This window comes from Mycetocola tolaasinivorans (genome assembly GCF_003667565.1).
Classification (GTDB): domain Bacteria; phylum Actinomycetota; class Actinomycetes; order Actinomycetales; family Microbacteriaceae; genus Mycetocola; species Mycetocola tolaasinivorans.
The window spans coordinates 270,378-287,549 of the sequence record NZ_RCUX01000002.1 but is presented as its reverse complement, the minus strand read 5'-3'; the positions used below and the strand labels follow the sequence as shown (position 1 = coordinate 287,549).

14 protein-coding genes and 1 tRNA gene are annotated in these 17,172 nt (G+C 66.4%); 6 read left to right on the top strand and 9 right to left on the bottom strand.

Annotated features, from left to right (window positions below):
* Positions 1–264: 264 nt before the first annotated feature.
* The 7 genes from D9V32_RS03185 to D9V32_RS03155 form a co-directional block, all read right to left on the bottom strand.
* Positions 265–336: transfer RNA gene (locus D9V32_RS03185), tRNA-Arg, on the bottom strand.
* Between the two features lie 88 nt (positions 337–424).
* Positions 425–1,027 carry a hypothetical protein gene (locus D9V32_RS03180; RefSeq protein WP_121647448.1) on the bottom strand — a complete coding sequence of 201 codons (603 nt, stop codon included), beginning with the start codon at positions 1,025–1,027 and terminating at the stop codon, positions 425–427.
* A 16-nt stretch (positions 1,028–1,043) separates the two neighbouring features.
* On the bottom strand, positions 1,044–1,985 hold the full coding sequence (locus D9V32_RS03175) for a DUF4190 domain-containing protein (protein ID WP_121647447.1): 942 nt from the start codon (positions 1,983–1,985) through the stop codon (positions 1,044–1,046).
* A 236-nt stretch (positions 1,986–2,221) separates the two neighbouring features.
* A complete protein-coding gene (locus D9V32_RS03170) occupies positions 2,222–4,759 on the bottom strand; it encodes a beta-glucosidase family protein (protein ID WP_121647446.1) in 2,538 nt (845 codons plus the stop codon).
* A gap of 151 nt (positions 4,760–4,910) precedes the next feature.
* Positions 4,911–5,408: an HNH endonuclease gene (locus tag D9V32_RS03165; protein ID WP_121647445.1), complete on the bottom strand. Its 498-nt coding sequence runs from the start codon at positions 5,406–5,408 to the stop codon at positions 4,911–4,913.
* Between the two features lie 312 nt (positions 5,409–5,720).
* On the bottom strand, positions 5,721–6,578 hold the full coding sequence (locus tag D9V32_RS03160; protein WP_183086155.1) for a C40 family peptidase: 858 nt from the start codon (positions 6,576–6,578) through the stop codon (positions 5,721–5,723).
* A 321-nt stretch (positions 6,579–6,899) separates the two neighbouring features.
* The gene (locus D9V32_RS03155) at positions 6,900–7,595 is read right to left on the bottom strand and encodes an iron-dependent transcriptional repressor DtxR (RefSeq protein WP_121647443.1); all 696 of its coding nucleotides are present in this window, start codon (positions 7,593–7,595) and stop codon (positions 6,900–6,902) included.
* 170 nt (positions 7,596–7,765) lie between these two features.
* On the opposite strand from D9V32_RS03155, the gene serC reads away from it, so the two are divergent.
* Entirely contained in the window at positions 7,766–8,878 is a 1,113-nt protein-coding gene (gene serC, locus D9V32_RS03150; RefSeq protein ID WP_121647442.1) for a phosphoserine transaminase, read from the top strand.
* 149 nt (positions 8,879–9,027) lie between these two features.
* On the opposite strand, the gene D9V32_RS03145 is transcribed toward serC, so the two are convergent.
* A complete protein-coding gene (locus D9V32_RS03145; RefSeq protein WP_245981985.1) occupies positions 9,028–9,960 on the bottom strand; it encodes a DUF3027 domain-containing protein in 933 nt (310 codons plus the stop codon).
* Between the two features lie 79 nt (positions 9,961–10,039).
* On the bottom strand, positions 10,040–10,423 hold the full coding sequence (locus D9V32_RS03140) for a cold-shock protein (RefSeq protein WP_121647441.1): 384 nt from the start codon (positions 10,421–10,423) through the stop codon (positions 10,040–10,042).
* 182 nt (positions 10,424–10,605) lie between these two features.
* Between D9V32_RS03140 and D9V32_RS03135 the strand changes: the two genes are divergently transcribed.
* The 5 genes from D9V32_RS03135 to D9V32_RS03115 all read left to right on the top strand — a co-directional run bounded on the left by D9V32_RS03135 (position 10,606) and on the right by D9V32_RS03115 (position 17,172).
* Positions 10,606–10,893: a hypothetical protein gene (locus D9V32_RS03135; protein WP_121647440.1), complete on the top strand. Its 288-nt coding sequence runs from the start codon at positions 10,606–10,608 to the stop codon at positions 10,891–10,893.
* Positions 10,894–10,901: 8 nt separating this feature from the next.
* Complete coding sequence (locus D9V32_RS03130; RefSeq protein WP_121647439.1) at positions 10,902–12,614, top strand: helicase-associated domain-containing protein; 1,713 nt, start codon at positions 10,902–10,904, stop codon at positions 12,612–12,614.
* Positions 12,615–12,730: 116 nt separating this feature from the next.
* Positions 12,731–14,392: a DNA repair helicase XPB gene (locus tag D9V32_RS03125; RefSeq protein ID WP_121647438.1), complete on the top strand. Its 1,662-nt coding sequence runs from the start codon at positions 12,731–12,733 to the stop codon at positions 14,390–14,392.
* 146 nt (positions 14,393–14,538) lie between these two features.
* Complete coding sequence (locus tag D9V32_RS03120) at positions 14,539–15,228, top strand: response regulator transcription factor (RefSeq protein WP_121647437.1); 690 nt, start codon at positions 14,539–14,541, stop codon at positions 15,226–15,228.
* Between the two features lie 12 nt (positions 15,229–15,240).
* Positions 15,241–17,172, top strand: coding sequence for a sensor histidine kinase (locus D9V32_RS03115; protein WP_121647436.1), 1,932 nt, complete (start codon positions 15,241–15,243; stop codon positions 17,170–17,172).

The following is a 17,172-nucleotide window of genomic DNA, read 5'->3' as shown; positions in this document are numbered from 1 at the left end:
GGCATGACTCATATTGGGGTATGTGCTTTCTTGGGGGTGGGGGCCCAGGACAAGCGGTCCAAAACAATTCGGGTGTGTTGGACTCCACGGGCTCCGAGAAAGCTTAGGGGAGGGTTACTAACCCGTCAGTAAAATGCCCGTTGAGTGTGAAAATACGTTCACTCACTCCGGGCGTGTCGCCCATGCGGGGGTAATAAAACTTACAAAATATCGCGAATTACGAACGTTTTGTACAGGGATGATGAGAGACGGACCGAAAAACGGTGCCCCTGGAGGGACTCGAACCCCCAACCTAATCCTTAGGACGGACGTGCTCTTCCATTGAGCTACAGAGGCGGAGCGGCCCACACGCGCATTCGCGTGATGGCCAGCGACTCCATGTTACCGGAAGGCGCGTCCCCTCCTGAGCCGCAGCGCGGTAAAACTACCCGTGGCGGCCGCGTACCCGGCCCGCGAGGAACGCGGCCGGCTCGCGCACGCCATCGTTGAGTACCGCCCGATAGACGTCAAAGCTCGGAATACGCTCCGGGTGCGGGTGCGGGTGCTCGGCCAAATAACGCTTGATCGTCAGGATCGCGGCCTGAGCCTCGACGTCGATTCGGGGTCCGATCGTTGCCAGGTGCGCAAGATCCGGCTGGCGACCGGGCTCATCGACAAACCAGATGTCGAGGGACCAGTCGTGGCCGGTAGCCGCACGGGCCACGAGACGCAGGTAGATACCGTCGGGGTAGCTCGGGTCGGTATTCCAGGTGCCCGTATCGTCACGCATCAGAACCTCGCGCACCCGCTCATGCTGGAGGAGTTCGGCCGCGAGTTCGGCGATGCGTCGCCGCGTGGTGCCATCGAGTCGATCCACCGCAACGGTGAGATCCAGATCGCGAGCGACCACCACGCGCAGGGCAACGCTCCCCACCACGGTGGCCCGCCCGATACGCGCCAGTCGTGGGCCCAGACCCAGCTCGCGCTGAATCTCCCCCGCCTCGTCTCGAAGCGCGGCCTCGTGAGGGTCATACCCCTCGATGGTCATCGGCGACGGCTCACGGTTACGGCTGTGTGCAGGTTTCGGCGGCGAAGGCCTGAACGTTTTCGGCGCTGCTCTGGGCATCCGAGACATCGCTGGCACGGAACTCATCCGAACCCGAGAAGCCGAGCGATGCCGCCCAGGTGGACTCGGCGAGATCAGAGACATCCGGCTCGATTTCGGTCGGAGAGACCGCCCACAGGGTATCCGCGCCGATCGACAGCTGCGCCATGAAATCGGATTCCACCTGATAGCTGCCGCCCCGACCCACGTTTGCCGCGTACCCCGCGGCATCGAGACTCGCCAGCGGTTCAAACATCGGTGTGATGTCCTGATAGGTGTCGCAGAACTCCTCGATGCTGACCGCCGAGCGATCCGGACCCGACTCGAGATCTCCGAGAGAGTAGGGCAGCGTGCTCAGGGCGGGCACGAGCGCGAGGGTCAGGAACAGCAGGATAAACCCGCCGACGGTGAGCAGAACCGTCAGCCCAGCCCCCACCCAGATCGAAGCCACCGCGAGAGCGGATGCACGGCCATACTGCGCGCGCTGCCGGATCGTCTGCACGATACCGAGGATCAGCCCCACCGTGGGGGCGATGAACGAAAGAATGAACGCGGTCACGCCGAGCCCACCGGGCTCGGGACGCTCGGCCGCAGGCTGAGCGGGTGCGTACCCGAACGGCACCTGCCCGGCCGGAGCGCCGGGGTACGGATAGCCGCCCTCCGGGTACTGGCCAGCGGCGTACTGGCCGCCGGTGTACTGCCCCTGTGACGTGCCCGGGTACTGGCCTGGCCAGCCGCCCGGGTTCGGGGCGATCGGCTGCCCATACGCATCGACCGGCGGCACCGGGGGCACCGGATAGACCGGCGCACCGTACTCGTTTGCACCGTGGTGCATCGGATCCTGCGCCCGAGCGTCGCCGTTTTCGGGCTGCGAATCCGAGTGGTGTGAGGGGCCGGTCATGGCGAAACCTTCCGATTGGGGGAACGGGCCGGCCGTGCCGACTCCACTCAGGATAACGAACCTATCCGAAAGAATGCACTCGGAATCGGGAGTCCGCCCACCCACGGATCCCAAAACCCCGCCCGGCGGGTGCCCGACGGGGTTTGGGCGCGCACGCGACGGTCGTTCGCGTGCGCTTCACGGCTGCGGGTGAGGCGCTCCCCTCAACCCACCTCCGGAGCATCGGATCGGTGCGGCTAACGCCGCTCCGACACCTCCAGCGGGGCCGCCAGCGCCACCTCGGTGACGTTGGGACCGACCGCGAGTCGGTACGTCCCACCGGGGCGAATCCAGCCGGCATCGGCCACGCTCCACACCTCGAGGGCGCGGGCAGGAATGCGCACGGTCACCGTGGCGCGATCCCCCGCGGCCACGGTGCCGGCGCCGAACCCGGCGAGCCAGCGTACGGGACGCTCGCCCTCGGGGGTCTGCACGGGCGGCTCCAGATACACCTGGACCACCTCACGGCCGGTGCGAGCACCGGTGTTTTCGATCTGTACGTCGACCTCAACCGCACCGGAGTCTTCCCAGCGCGGCTCACCGAGCGCGGCGTAGCGCCAGTTCGTCCAGCCGAGGCCGTGGCCAAAGGGCAGAGCCGGGGTGTTCCCGGCACGCAGCCAACCGCGATAGCCCACGTGCACACCATCGGTGTAGCGGATGCGGTCATCGGCTTCGGGAACCGCGTGCGGCACGGGGACGCTCGCCTCATCGCCGGGCAGCGTCCAGGGCAGGCGGCCCTGCGGCTCGGCGCGGCCGGCCAGAATATCCGCGAGCGCGCCGCCCGCCTCCTGCCCGGGGAACCAGGCCCACAGAACCGCGTGAGCGTCGTTCAGCCAGGGCAGCAGCACCGGGGCACCCGCGTTGACCACGATGATGGCCTCGGGGGCGACCGCAAGCACGCGGCGCACGAGTTCGTCCTGGCGGCCGGGCAGAGCCAGGGTGGTGCGATCCCACCCCTCGGACTCCACCTCCTCGTTGGTACCCACCACGATGACGGTGCGATCGGCGACCCGGGCGGCGTCCACCGCGGCCGAAATCTCGAGATCGGCATCCTCGCTCGGGGTGCGGTGCCGGAACTCGGCACGCACAAAATCGCCGTAGCCGCCGGCGTGGATCACGCCGAGTTCGGCGCGCAGCACGGCCACCCGGGGCTCCTCCACGAGGCCCTTTGCCACGATGCTCGGCGGGTTGTTGACGCTCGAATCCAGCACAACCTCGGCACCGGCCGGCCTGGTGTTCTCGCCGATCAGTTCGCCGTCGACCAGGACGCGATGCGCACCGACGGTTCCCACCTCGAGCGAGTGGTATCCGGGTTCATCCAGCAGGATGCGGGTCTCGACGATGACCCGCTCGATGCGCGGATCGGTAATGCGCTCCCAGCCCTCCCACTCGACCATCTCGCGACGGCTGAGCTCGCCGCCCTCGGCGTCAAGGTGGGTGACGGTGACGATACCGGCGCCGGGCACGGTCGGGTTGCCGGAGGCATCCACGAAACCGGTCAGGCCGGCCAACACCGGAATGGTGGGGGCGTAGCGTCGGCTATCGCCACCGCGGCTCAGGGTCACGGTACTCGCCGGGAACACCTCGGTGAGGCCGTCGTGGATCTCCTGTACCCGGGCGGGATGTACGGTGGAGCTGCCGCCGCCCAGCACGTGGGTGCGGGCAGCATTCGGGCCGATCAGCGCGATGGACTCGCCATCGCGAATCTCGGGGATCCCCGCCTCGGGGCGCGCGAGCACCACGGTGCCGGCGGCGGCCAGCTCGCGGGCGATGCGGGCATCGGCCTCGACATCGGCGAGCCCCGCGGGGTCCGCGGGAGCCTCGAAGCCGGCGAGCTTACCCACGCGGGCAGCCATCAGCAGGATGCGGCGTACCTTGTCGTTGATGACGTCCTCGGACACCTCGCCCGCCCGCACGGCGGCGAGCAGATTCTCCGCCCAGGGTCCACCGGGGCCGGGCATCACGATGTCGAGGCCACCATTGGCGGATTCGACGGTGGTGTTGGTGGCCATCCAGTCGCTCACGACCGTGCCGTCAAAGCCGAGCTCGTCCTTCAAAACGTCGCGCAGCAGGTGCGAGTGCTCGGTCATCGGCGCGGATTCCACACCGTCATCGACGCCGTTGTACGCCGCCATGATCGACCACACGCCCACCTCGCGCACCGCGTGCTCGAAGGGGGCAAGGTAGACCTCGCGCAGGGTGCGCTCATCAACCTCGGAGACATACTCGGTGCGGCGGGTTTCGGAGTCGTTGGCCACATAGTGCTTGAGGCAGGCGGCGACGCCGCACTCCTGGAGGCCACCCACGATCGCCGAGCCGATCTCAGCGGTCAGCAGCGGGTCCTCGGCGAGGCACTCGAAGTGACGGCCGCCCACCGGGGTGCGCTGAATGTTGACCTGCGGTGCGAGCACGACGTCCACGCCGTGGCGGCGAGCCTCGCGGGCGAAGAGATTACCCACCTCGCGGGCGCGCTGCGGATCCCACAGGGCGCTGAGCGCACTCGGCGACGGCAGCAGAATCGAGGTCTCCCCCGGGGTCTCGCCGGTACCGCGCACCCCGACGGGGCCGTCCGACAGGACAACGGATTCGAGCCCGATTTCGGGGATGGGGGTCAGTCGCCAGGAGGTCATCCCGGTGAGCAGGGTGACGCGCTGTTCGAGCGGGATACGCGCGACCAGCTGGTCTAGTGTGGTGCCGTCCCGATGGGTCGGGAGGGGCCGCGGGGTAGTGGGCATCTTTGCATCGCCTTCCGTGCGTCTCTGCGCGAGTGCGTTTCACCCTAGGTTACTGAACTGTAAGTAACTGCGCAAGCAGCGTGTCGCAGAACGACGGCACCCCGTCGCCCAAACGGGCGACGGGGTGCCGTCGTTGATCTCGAGGTGCCGCCTAGGCGGCCTGCTCCAGGTAGGGCTCCCAGGAGGGGACGCCGCGATCGGCACCACGCACCGACCAGGACGGGCCGCGCGGCGGGCGCGGCGCCCGGTTGAGCGACCAGCCCATCTCGCGCGGGGTGCGGTCGGCCTTGATGTTGTTGCAGCGCATGCAGCACGCCACCAGATTTTCCCAGCTCCCCGCTCCCCCGCGCGAGCGGGGAATCACGTGATCGATGGTGTTCGCGTTGGCCCCGCAGTAGGCGCAGCGGAAGTCGTCACGGCGCAGCACGCCCCGGCGGCTCACCGGAACCCGGCGCACGCGCGGAAGACGCACATAGGTTCCGAGGACGATCACGAGCGGCCTCGCGAACTCGGACTCGGAGGTCCAGACCGGATGATCGGTATCGACCTCGAGCACGGTCGCCTTGTTATTCATCACGAGCACGAGTGCTCGCCTGAACGAGACGATACCGAGTGGTTCGTATCCCGCGTTAAGAATGAGTGTGCGCATGAGTGGTTCTCCCTCGCGAATGGCCTGGACGGCTTCTAGGTAATTCGGCTGCTGCCCCGTCACGCTCGCGGTCATTCCGGAAAACAAAAATGGCGCTGTCTTTACGACAGCGCCACAACTCAGGCTGGAAATCCAGCTCGTTCCGGAACACAAACAAACTCTCACGCACACCACGATGGTCCATGGGTCGGACACCGGGTATTCGGATCATGTGCTTCCGCTCCTTACAACGGGTAACGATCTCACACTAATGCAGAAATGGCGCAAAATCCGAAGATTTTGCGCCATTTCTCGGTGAATACAAATCGAAGATTAGCCCGCGATCCGAACGATCGACCAGCTCTTTGCGTAGATGGGACCGATTCGCAGCGGAACGCCCGGACGCGATGCGTGCAGCATCATTCCGTTACCGGCGTAGAAGCCGATGTGGCCGGCGCTGACAACCAGGTCACCGGGGACGGCATCGGCGACGTTGATCTTGGTGCCCATGCGGCCCTGGGTGTCCGCGTTGTGCGGCAGGTTGATACCGAACTTCGCGAAGACGTACTTCACGAAACCGGAGCAGTCGAAGCCGGCGGGGGTAGCGCCACCGAGCACGTAGGGCACACCCTGGTACTTCAGGCCCTCGCTGAATACTGCCGCGAGGCTGTAGGAGGGTACGGGAGCGTTAGCGTCTACGACGGTTGCGCCCTTGTACGAGGTCTGGCTGGCAGCAAATGCGGCGCGGCTAGCGACGGCGTCCGCGGTGCGCTGAGCCTGGATCTGGGCGGCGTTGGCGGCGGAGATTTCGGCGTCAGAGGTGGCGTCGAATCCGTCACGCTGCAGGGCGGCGGTTTCGGCCACGGCCGAGTCAACGGCGAAGCTCTGCGCGCTGTCGGTGGTCGAGGCGGTGGAGCCCTTCTGACCGGGCAGGCCCGCGGCGTATGCGGGGAGGGCAACGGTTCCGAACAGTGCCGGTACGGCCAGGGCGACGGCCACGGTCGAGCCCCAGCGGCGACGCGGTGCCGCGGGTGCGGCAGAGATGGTGCGAGCGGGCTGCGGGTTGACGAATGCCGATTCGCGAGCGAGTCGGTTTTCGCGGCGGCTGGTCGGCTGAGTGCGAGCCAGGGCCTGAGTGCGAGCCGCTGTCAAGGAGTCGGCGTTCGACTCGTTGGTTCCTTCTTCAGTCAAAATGACTTCCTCCGGCGCCTCCACACGGGGTCCGTAGCGGGTACGGATCCGCCGTTCGTCCACTTCAAGAATACTTGGAGTCTCGTTCATGAGGAGACGAACGGGTAGGCGCCTCATGACGGGTCCTGCGGTCTGGGTTGAACCATCGGACTCAACCGAGAGTACGCGAGTTCGAGGCCGTTGTCATCTCTCAGAGGGATATTTCTAACAAATTGGTAACGTCCACAGTGATCTTTATGAAAACCCTACTAACAAAATACCCCGCCACCTTCGTGACGGGGTACTGAGTTTTCCGCGTAATTACGCGGTTCTTGCGGAAACCTACAGGGCTTCGGCGTAGATGTGTGCGGCAACCTCGGTGGGAAGTTCCAATCCGTCACCGAAACCGTCAACTCGCACCACGACATACGAACCGGCCGAGGTGAAGGTACCGACCTGGCCGGGCATCACGCCCGCCTGCTTGAGCTGCAGGAGGAGCTCGGGCTCAAACTGAACCGGCTCGCTCAGGCGGCGAATCCGGGCGCTCACGGGCTCGGCGGAGTCTGCAACCAGCTGCACCAGGCTCGAGACGCCCTCGGTGAACGAAACGGCCTCGGGGCCGCCGAGGTCGGACAGACCGGGGATGGGGTTGCCATAGGGCGACTCGGTGGGGTGGCCCAGCACCTCGAGAAGCTTGCGCTCCACCTGCTCGCTCATCACGTGCTCCCAGCGGCAGGCCTCATCGTGCACGAGTTCCCACTCAAGGCCGATAACGTCGCTCAGCAGGCGCTCGGCGAGGCGGTGCTTGCGCATCACCTGGACGGCCTTTCGACGCCCTTCGGTCGTCAGCTCGAGGTGGCGGTCTCCCGACACAACCACGAGCCCGTCGCGCTCCATTCGACCCACCGTCTGTGAAACGGTCGGGCCGGAGTGTCCTAGTCGCTCGGAAATACGCGCGCGCAGCGGCACGATGTTCTCTTCTTCGAGATCGAGGATGGTTCGCAGATACATTTCGGTGGTATCAATGAGATCGGTCATTGGGTCTCCCTACTAGCCCTCGGGGGTCGCACCAAGCTTAGCTTGTCCTTGCTGTGAACCCACCAGAGCGCCTCGCCGTGCAACGGTTGATCCGTGCACTTCTAACCATATCTTTGACATACGACAACATCCTCGCTCCGCGCGTCCCCACGCGGCCGTAGAATCTGGGTATGCCTGAGATTACGATCCCCTCCAACCTTCTGCCCGCCGACGGTCGCTTTGGTTGTGGCCCGTCCAAGATTCGTCCCGAGCAGAATGCCGCACTGCTGGCCGCCGGTTCCGAACTGCTGGGTACCAGCCACCGCCAGGCGCCGGTCAAGAACCTCGTGGGCCGCGTCCGCGACGGTCTGGCCGACCTCTTCTCGCTGCCCGAGGGCTACGAGATCATCCTGGGCAACGGTGGCTCGACCGCGTTCTGGGACGCCGCCTCGTTCGGTCTGATCGAAACCCGCGCCCAGCTGCTGAGCTTCGGTGAGTTCGGATCGAAGTTCGCCGCCGCCGCGGCCGCACCCTGGCTGCAGGCTCCGGATGTCCGCACCGCTCCGGGCGGCTCGCGCAGCGACTTCGAGGCCGTGGAGGGCGTCGACGTCTACGCCTGGCCGCACAACGAGACCTCCACCGGTGTGTCCGCGCCGGTCACCCGCGTGCACGGCGATGCCGGTGCCCTGACCGTGATCGACGCCACCAGCGCCGCCGGTGGTATCAACTTCGACACCGCTCAGGCCGACGTCTACTACTTCGCCCCGCAGAAGAACTTCGCCTCCGACGGAGGCCTCTGGTTCGCCGTGGTTTCCCCCGCCGCGATCGAGCGCATCGAGCGCATCGCCGCATCGGGCCGCTACATCCCCGAGTTCCTGTCGCTGGCCAACGCCGTGTCGAACTCCCGCCTCAACCAGACCCTGAACACCCCGGCCCTCAGCACGCTCGTGCTGATGGACAGCCAGGTGCAGTGGATGAACGCCAACGGCGGGCTCGCCTGGGCGGATGCCCGCACGGCGGAGTCTTCCGGCCACCTCTACGCGTGGGCCGAGAAGAACTCCTTCACCACCCCGTTCGTCGAAAACCCCGAGCACCGCTCGCAGGTCGTGGCCACCATCGACTTCGATGACAGCATCGACGCCGCCGCCGTGGCCAAGGTACTGCGTGCCAACGGCATCGTCGACACCGAGCCCTACCGCAAGCTCGGCCGCAACCAGCTGCGCGTCGCAACCTTCACCGCGATCGACCCCGAAGACGTGCGCGCCCTGACCGCGAGCATCGACTACGTGGTGGGTGCCCTCTAGGCTTCCCGCTCGGCACGCGGCCCCCGCTTCCTCGTGAAGCGGGGGCCGCGTGCATTTGGCCCGTATGGATACGCTCGACGGGCTTCCGTGACGCGCAAAAGACCCCCGATGCCGAGCATCGGGGGTCTTTCGGTGAGGGCTAGCGCCGCCTAGCGGAAGGACGCGGGGCCCTCATCGTCATCGTCGTCTACGAGGTCGCCGTAGATGTCGTCATCGCCGGTCGCGTGGCGGGCACGGCGTGCGCCCGGGGAGGATGCGGCGAGGGGGAGGTCGTGCTCGTCGGATTCGTCGTCCGCTTCGTCTTCCTCGTCATCGTTGTCATCCTCGTCATCGTCGTCATCGTCGTCACCGTCGTCGTCGTCTTCTTCTTCTTCGTCGTCGTCTTCGTCGTGCTCGTCGTCGTCATCATCCGAGTCGTCGTCTTCGTCCTGCACCTGATCAACGTCGACGCCGTCGATGTCTCCGCCGTGAACGCGACGACCGTTCTCGTCGAACTCCTCATCGTCGTCGTCATCGTCATCGTCGTGATCGTCGTCATCCGCGTGGAGTGCGGCGAGCTCTGCCTCCGCGGCGGCCGCGGCCGCCTGGCTGGCACGGTAGTCGGCCAGACGGTCCGACCACGGCACCCACTCGGGCGAGAGCAGCGCGCCGTCGGCGGGGATCAGCGAGATCTCGAGCACGTTGGGCTCCGCATCCGCGTCCACCCGCGCGATCGTGACGTTCCAGAACCAGCCCGGGTAGCCGGGAAGGCGGTTCTCAAACAGCATTGAGAGAACGCGCTCGCCCTCGACCCGGTGCCCGACGTGACGCCCCACCTGTTCGGCGGGAATCACCTCGAGCAGCGCATCGCGGGCAACGTCCACGGCGATCGCGAGCACCGGATCCGATTCGAAGACCACCGGGGCTTCCGACGGCTCCGAGGTCTCAGCAGGCTCAGGTGCATCCGGTGCGGTCACCGAATCGCCCTCGGTCGCCGTGACGGAGGCAAGGGTCTGCGCGAGCTCGGCATCCGCAGCCGGCAGAGCAACTTCCTCGGCGGGGACGACGTCGCCCGGTTCGAGGTTCTCGAAATCTGTGGTCACTGGATGTCCTTGCTGTTGGTATCCGCGGTGAGGCGGGAAAATCGGTTGTACCGGGCTCGACGCGGGCCGAGCCGCGAAACTAGGCGTCGAGCTCGTCGGCCACGCGGCGCAGCGCCTGGGCGACCATTTTTGCCTGCTGCCCCTCGGGGTAGCGGCCGGCACGCAGGTTGCTGCCCACGCCGTCGAGAACCTTGACGACGTCCTCGATGATGATGGCCATGTCGTCCGCATTCTTACGCTTCATCCGAGCGAGGCTCGGCGGGGCCTCCAGCAGTCGTACCGACAGAGCCTGCGCCCCACGCTTTCCGTCCGCGATTCCAAACTCAAGCCGGGTACCGGGCTTTACCGAGCCCACTCCGGCCGGCAGTGCGGACGCATGCAGAAACACCTCCTGGCCGTCATCGCTGGCGATGAAGCCGAAACCCTTGTCATCGTCGTAGAACTTGACCTTGCCGGTGGGCATGGGGAAAACCTCGCTGAGAGTCGGGGAGCGCCGGGGCGATCCAGGGAATAAAGGGGCGCCATCGGACGCCGCCGTGAACGCGGTGTTCACGCGCCCAGCTTACCCGTCATCCCCCCGTTATTCTTGCTTTCGTGACGCGTCATCGTTTACCCGGGTGGGGCGTGGCGGGTTATCCTGAGGGAGTGACCGACGAACAGACCCGCAGTGTGTCCCGCGCCGAGCGCGTGCTTGCCTACCTTTTGATTGTGTTTGTGGCGGCCGCGATCATCGCGTTTTTCGCGATCATGATCGGTTCCGCCAGCGGCATGAGCCAGGAAAGCTTTGACACGCCGGTGTGGCGCGTTGTCGCCTTTGTGCCCTGGGTTGGTCTCCCGCTGGCGTTTGTCATGCTGTTCGCCCTGGTCATCATCGGGGGTCGGGGCCGTTCCGCCGCGAACCGTCTTGCCCGACAGACCGGCAGCGGGAGCTGACCCGCCCCGTGCAGCCTCGCGTCGCCGATCTCCGCGTCCTCGCCGACGCCCTTTCCGTCCTCTCCCACTCGGAGCTGGACGCCCTGCTTCGTGCACGCCAGGTGTCGCCGACCGCGCGTCTCATCGACTTCTTTGACCTCGCCGAGCTGCTGCTCTCCGAAGACTCCCTGCGTACCGCCCTCGCCCCGCTCGACCGCACCCGAATCTCAGCCCTGACCGATCCGACGGTCTCGGATCCCACCGAGTTCAGCGCGGAACTTGCCCGGCGCGCGCTCCTCGTCGAAGTCGACGGCCGGGTTACCCACCTCGAGAGCGTCACAACCCTGGCGCGCGAGATCAGCGCGCTGGCGCCCTCCCCGGCCACCGGTCCGGCCCCCGGCGGGCATCCCGCACCGATGGGTCGCCTCGCCCGCGGCGAGCGCGCTCTCTCCGAGCTCCTCATCGGTCTCGGCGATACCCCCGCCCGGGAGCTCATCCGCGGCGGGCTGGCTCAGCCTGAGCTGCGCAGGCTCGGCACCGAGCTCGGCCTCGAGCCCGAGGCGGTCCCCGCAATTGTCACCCTTGCCCGCGATGCCGGCCTGATCGCCCGCACCATTGAGGGGTGGGTACCCACCGACCACGGCGAACACTGGCTTGGCCTCGGTACCGCGACGCGCTGGGTACGACTCGCTACCGCCTGGGCCGATGGTTTCCCGCCCGGGCTAGAAAGAATCATCACGGCCGAGGCCCCCCTGGGTGATCAGCTCGCCGCCGGCTATCCCGCCGCCACCGATGCCCTCAGTGAGGCTTTCACCGAGCGACGCGTGAGCGGTGAGCTGCTCGGTCTACTCGACGGTGACTACCTCACCGATCCCGCACGACTCCTGCTCACCGATCCCGATCTGCTGGAAGAAAGCGTTACCGCGGCCTTCCCCGCCCCCATCACCGGGGTGTATCTGCAGCACGATCTGAGCATCATTCTTCCCGGCACCCTCGCCCCACATATCGAGCGCACCCTGCGCGGCTTTGCCGATCTTGAGGCCCGCGCCGAGGCATCGACGTATCGCCTGAGCGATGCCAGCATTATTCGCGGGCTCTCCGCCGGCACCACCGGCGAGGAAATCCTGAGCTTCCTCACCGACATCTCGCTCACAGGAATTCCGCAACCCGTGCGCTACCTGGTATCGCGCGGCAGCGAACGCTTCGGCTCGCTCGTGATTCGACCGCACGACGGGCAGACCATCCTGCGGGTCACCGAGCCTCCCCTGCTGGATCAGATGCTGGTGGATCGGAACCTCTCGGCCCTCGCCCTGCGACGCGACGACATTCAGACGGCGCACTCCCGGTTTGATCCGGACGTCGTGTTTTGGGCCCTCACCGACGCGCGCTACCCGGTGGTGGCCCACACCATCTCCGGGGAAGTGCGCCGCCCGCGTCGCCGGGTCGCGCCGGTTCCGGTGCCGGCCGAGGTGGACTACCACCCGCTCATCGAGGTGCTGACCTCCTCGGCGCGCGAGGCACCCACCGACACCGATGCCGCCTGGATGACCCGCCGGCTCTCCTCCGCACTGCGGGCAAAGGAGTCGCTGCAGGTCACCGTGACGGTGCCGGGCCGCGGCGACTTCACCTTCACGCTGGAACCCACTGGAATCTCCGGCGGGCGCCTGCGCGGGCTCGACAAGGCGGCGGATACCGAGCGCACCTTCCCCATCTCGAGCATCACCGCGGTGGCGGAACTCTGAGCGGGCCGCACCGACCACCCCGCGGGGGAAATCTCACCGTTCGCCCTGAGCGAGTATTCGGTCGGATTGTTGCGGCGAGGGCCGCCGTCCAATAAATACGGGTAAACTTGACCCTTATGTCAGACGGCCCCCTCATCGTCCAGAGCGATCGCACAGTCCTCCTCGAGGTTGCGCACCCGCACGCCGAAAATGCACGCCACGAACTCGCTGTTTTTGCCGAGCTCGAGCGCGCCCCCGAACACATCCACACCTATCGCATTACGCGTCTGGGCCTCTGGAACGCCCGTGCGGCCGGGCACACCGGCGAGGACATGATCGCAACCCTCGAACGGTATTCGAAGTTCGCGATTCCGCCGAGCGTCACAATGGATATCGCCGAGACCGTGGGCCGCTATGGCCGCCTCATCATTGATCGCAATGAGGAGGGCGAGCTGATTCTGCGCTCGAGTGATGACGCCGTACTGCGCGAGGTCGCGCACGCGAAGAAGATCGCTCCGCTGCTGATCGGCCACCCCGCCCCCGGGGTATTCCTCGTCGAGCCCTGGGCTCGCGGGCAGCTGAAGCAGGATCTCGTGAAGCTCGGGTGGCCGGCAGAAGACCTCGCCGGGTACACCCCGGGCACCCCGCACCCGATCGATCTCGAAACCGACGGCTGGGAGCTACGCGGCTACCAGCAGAAGGCCATCGATAACTTCTTTGACGGCGGCTCGGGCGTCGTTGTGCTCCCCTGTGGGGCCGGCAAGACCCTGGTGGGCGCGGGAGCCATGGCCACCGCGAAGACCAACACCCTGATCCTCGTGACCAATACGGTATCCGCCCGGCAGTGGCGCGATGAGCTGCTGCGTCGCACCACCCTCACCCCGGACGAGATCGGCGAGTACTCGGGCTCGGTCAAGGAGGTCAAGCCGGTCACCATCGCGACCTATCAGATCCTCACCGCCCGCCGAAAGGGCGAGTACGCCCACCTCGCGCTGCTCGATGCGCTCGACTGGGGTCTCGTGGTCTACGACGAGGTACACCTCCTGCCGGCACCGGTGTTCAAGCTGACCGCCGAGCTGCAGGCGCGCCGCCGCCTCGGCCTCACCGCCACGCTCGTGCGCGAGGATGGCCGGGAGGGCGACGTCTTCAGCCTGATCGGCCCCAAGCGGTTCGACGCCCCGTGGAAGGAGATCGAGGCCCAGGGGTTCATCTCCCCCGCCGCGTGCTTCGAGGTGCGGGTAGACCTCCCCTATGAGGATCGCATGGCGTATGCCGCGGCCGCGGATGAGGAGCGCTACCGTCTGGCAGCGACCGCCGAGGCCAAGCTGCCGATCGTGAACCGCATCCTCGAGAAGCACCGGGGCGAGCGCATCCTGATCATCGGGCAGTACCTCGATCAGATCGATCACATCGCCACGAGTCTCGGGGTGCCCCAGCTCACCGGCTCGACCCCGATCGAGGAGCGCGAGCGTCTGTTCCAGGAGTTCCGGGACGGCATTTCCGACGTGCTCGTGGTCTCGAAGGTTGCCAACTTCTCGGTGGACCTCCCGGAGGCCTCGGTCGCGATTCAGGTGTCGGGGGCCTTTGGTTCCCGACAGGAGGAGGCGCAGCGTCTCGGCCGGCTGCTGCGCCCGAAGTCGGTCAAGAAGACCGCCCACTTCTACACGCTGGTTGCGCGTGACACCCTCGATCAGGACTTCGCGCTGAACCGTCAGCGCTTCCTCGCCGAGCAGGGCTATTCGTACACGATTCTGGATTCGGATTCCCCCGAGCTCAGCGACGTCCCCGCCTGGGTGTAGCCGTGCCTCGACCCCGGTGTGCCCCGCGCTTTCGCATGCAAACCGGGGTTTTGTTTTGCCCTGAACCAGCCGGGTATCGGACGTGAACCCCAATCCTTCCCGATAACGTTCAGACTTCTTTCAGGAATTGTGCAGATACTGGGCTCATGACCGGACCCAGAATTCTCATCGTTGACGACGAACCAAACATTCGCGACCTGCTGACCACCAGCCTGCGTTTTGCAGGTTTTGCCGTTCGCGCCGTAGGAAACGGTGCTCAGGCAATCTCGGCCGTACTCGAGGAGGAGCCGGATCTCATGATCCTGGACGTTATGCTCCCCGATATGAACGGCTTCGGCGTAACCAAGCGGCTGCGTGCCGCGGGCTACACCGCCCCCATCCTCTTCCTCACCGCGAAGGATGACACCGAGGACAAGATCACCGGCCTGACCGTGGGCGGCGACGACTACGTCACCAAGCCGTTCAGCCTCGACGAGATCGTTGCCCGCATCAAGGCGATCCTGCGCCGCACCATGCAGGCCGACGAGGATGCGATCATCCGCACCGGCGAGCTGACCATGGATCAGGACACCCACGAGGTCCTCGTTGGGGACACCCCGATCGAGCTCAGCCCCACCGAGTTCAAGCTGCTGCGCTACCTCATGCTGAACCCCAACCGGGTTCTCAGCAAGGCACAGATTCTGGACCACGTTTGGGAGTACGATTTTAACGGCGACGCCGGCATTGTGGAGAGCTACATTTCCTACCTGCGACGCAAGCTCGATCAGTTCTCTGCGGAGCCCCTGATCCAGACCAAGCGCGGTTTCGGATACATGCTCAAGACCTCGAAGGTGTAGTTCCCCATCTCCATGCACGATTCCCTCAGCGAGTGGTGGCACTCGATCTCGCTGCGCACAAAGATCACCGGCGTCACCGTACTGGTGCTGGCCTTTGGCATTCTCGTTGCGGGAATCGGAACCATGGCGATGCTCCGCCCGGCTCTGCAGGGGCAGGTGGATGAGCGGCTGAAGGCCGCGGCCGAATCGATGGCCACCTACGGCAAGATCGATCAGTCATCCACCTCCTCCGGCGGCCTGTCGACCACGGGCAACGACTTCTACTTCGCGTTCTACTGGCCCGATGATGGCAACCTGGTACAGACCAACTGGAGCGAAAAGGCCCCGGCCGTGGTTCCCAACGTGCCCACAAACATTCGGCTGCAGGACGCCCTCTCGCGTGGCCGCGCACCCTTCGCGCTGGACAGTGCGAACGGCTCGACCCACTTCCGCGCCGTACTGATTCCCGTCTGGTACAAGGACGGCCCCGAACAGCAGGGCGTGATGCTCGTCGCCACGAGCACCCGCGAGGCCGAAAACATCATCGCGACCTACCTGACCATCTTCTTCGGTCTGGGCCTCGCCGTGATTCTCTTCGGGGCCGCGCTCACCCGCCTCCTCGTGACCAGCACGTTCACCCCGCTGCGCGAGGTTGAGCACACGGCCGCGGCCATCGCCGACGGAGATTTCAGCCAGCGATTGGCGGTAACGACCCCCAATACCGAGGTGGGCAGGCTCAGCCGCTCCCTCAACACGATGCTCGATCGTATCGATCAGGCATTCTCCGACCGCGCCAAGACCATCGGCCAGATGCGCCGCTTCGTGGGCGATGCAAGCCATGAGCTACGCACCCCGCTGGTGACCGTCCGCGGCTATGCCGAGCTGTATCGGATGGGCGCGCTGCAGAGCCCCGAGGATGTGAGCCAGGCGATGGAGCGCATCGAAAAGGAGGCCATCCGGATGGGGGCCCTCGTCGAGGACCTTCTGGAGCTCGCCCGCCTGGACGAAACCAAGCCGCTAAATCTCGGCCGCCTCGACCTCTCGGCACTGGCCCGCGATGCCGTAATGGATGCCCGCGCCGCCGACCCGGGCCGCGCCGTCACCCTCGTGGTGGATCACTACGTTCCCGAGACTCCCGCCCCGGAGTCCCTCGCGCTTCCGGCGGGGGCACCGCCGCGACCGCCGCTGCCGGTCACCTCCGGTGCCGAGGCGACGCCGCCGCTCACCCGCCCCACCCTCGAGGATGACGCGGTGCAGCAGCTCGACCCAACGCGCGTCATTCGTCTCCCCGAGACCGACGCCGCCGTGCCCCCCGCCCCGGAGGCACCGACCACCGGTCGCGTGCGTACCGGGACCGGACCGCTGTCCCGCGTGCGCGGCGAGGGCACCGGTCCCTTCACCACCCGTCCGCGCGCCGAGGGCACGGGCCCCTTCACCTCCCCCACCTCACTGGTGAGCCGGCTGCGGGCGCGACGCCCGCGTCGCGGCACCCCCTCGGCTCCGATCGAGCTGGTCGAGACCCACTCGGCCGCGCCCAGCGCCGTGCCGACACTCGAGATTCCCGCGATCGTGCTGGCCGAGGAAAACAAGATCCGTCAGGTCATCACGAACCTGATGGGAAACGCGATGCGCTTCACCGACACCGAGTCCCCCATCGAGATCGGGGTCTCGGCGAACAGCGAGACCCGTCGTGCCTCGATCGCGATCATCGATCACGGCGAGGGCATCCCCGAGCAGATTCGCGAGAAGATCTTCCAGCGCTTCTGGCGTGCGGATACTTCGCGCACCCGGGAAACCGGCGGCAGCGGCCTGGGGCTCGCGATCGTGGCCTCGATCATCGGCGCGCACCACGGCACGGTCACCGTTTCCGAGACCCCCGGCGGTGGCGCCACGTTCCGGGTCGAGTTACCCCTGCTTACCGAGGCACCGGACGCCCCGCCGCAGAACTCGGTACCCTCGCTCTAG

Excerpts from the sequence above, each read along its gene's own strand:
- D9V32_RS03115 (WP_121647436.1), top strand. The coding sequence starts at position 15,241 with ATGCACGATTCCCTCAGCGAGTGGTGGCACTCGATCTCGCTGCGCACA.
- D9V32_RS03165 (WP_121647445.1), bottom strand. The coding sequence starts at position 5,408 with ATGCGCACACTCATTCTTAACGCGGGATACGAACCACTCGGTATCGTC.
- D9V32_RS03155 (WP_121647443.1), bottom strand. The coding sequence starts at position 7,595 with ATGACCGATCTCATTGATACCACCGAAATGTATCTGCGAACCATCCTC.
- D9V32_RS03175 (WP_121647447.1), bottom strand. The coding sequence starts at position 1,985 with ATGACCGGCCCCTCACACCACTCGGATTCGCAGCCCGAAAACGGCGAC.
- D9V32_RS03140 (WP_121647441.1), bottom strand. The coding sequence starts at position 10,423 with ATGCCCACCGGCAAGGTCAAGTTCTACGACGATGACAAGGGTTTCGGC.
- D9V32_RS03180 (WP_121647448.1), bottom strand. The coding sequence starts at position 1,027 with ATGACCATCGAGGGGTATGACCCTCACGAGGCCGCGCTTCGAGACGAG.
- D9V32_RS03170 (WP_121647446.1), bottom strand. The coding sequence starts at position 4,759 with ATGCCCACTACCCCGCGGCCCCTCCCGACCCATCGGGACGGCACCACA.
- D9V32_RS03120 (WP_121647437.1), top strand. The coding sequence starts at position 14,539 with ATGACCGGACCCAGAATTCTCATCGTTGACGACGAACCAAACATTCGC.
- serC (WP_121647442.1), top strand. The coding sequence starts at position 7,766 with ATGCCTGAGATTACGATCCCCTCCAACCTTCTGCCCGCCGACGGTCGC.
- D9V32_RS03125 (WP_121647438.1), top strand. The coding sequence starts at position 12,731 with ATGTCAGACGGCCCCCTCATCGTCCAGAGCGATCGCACAGTCCTCCTC.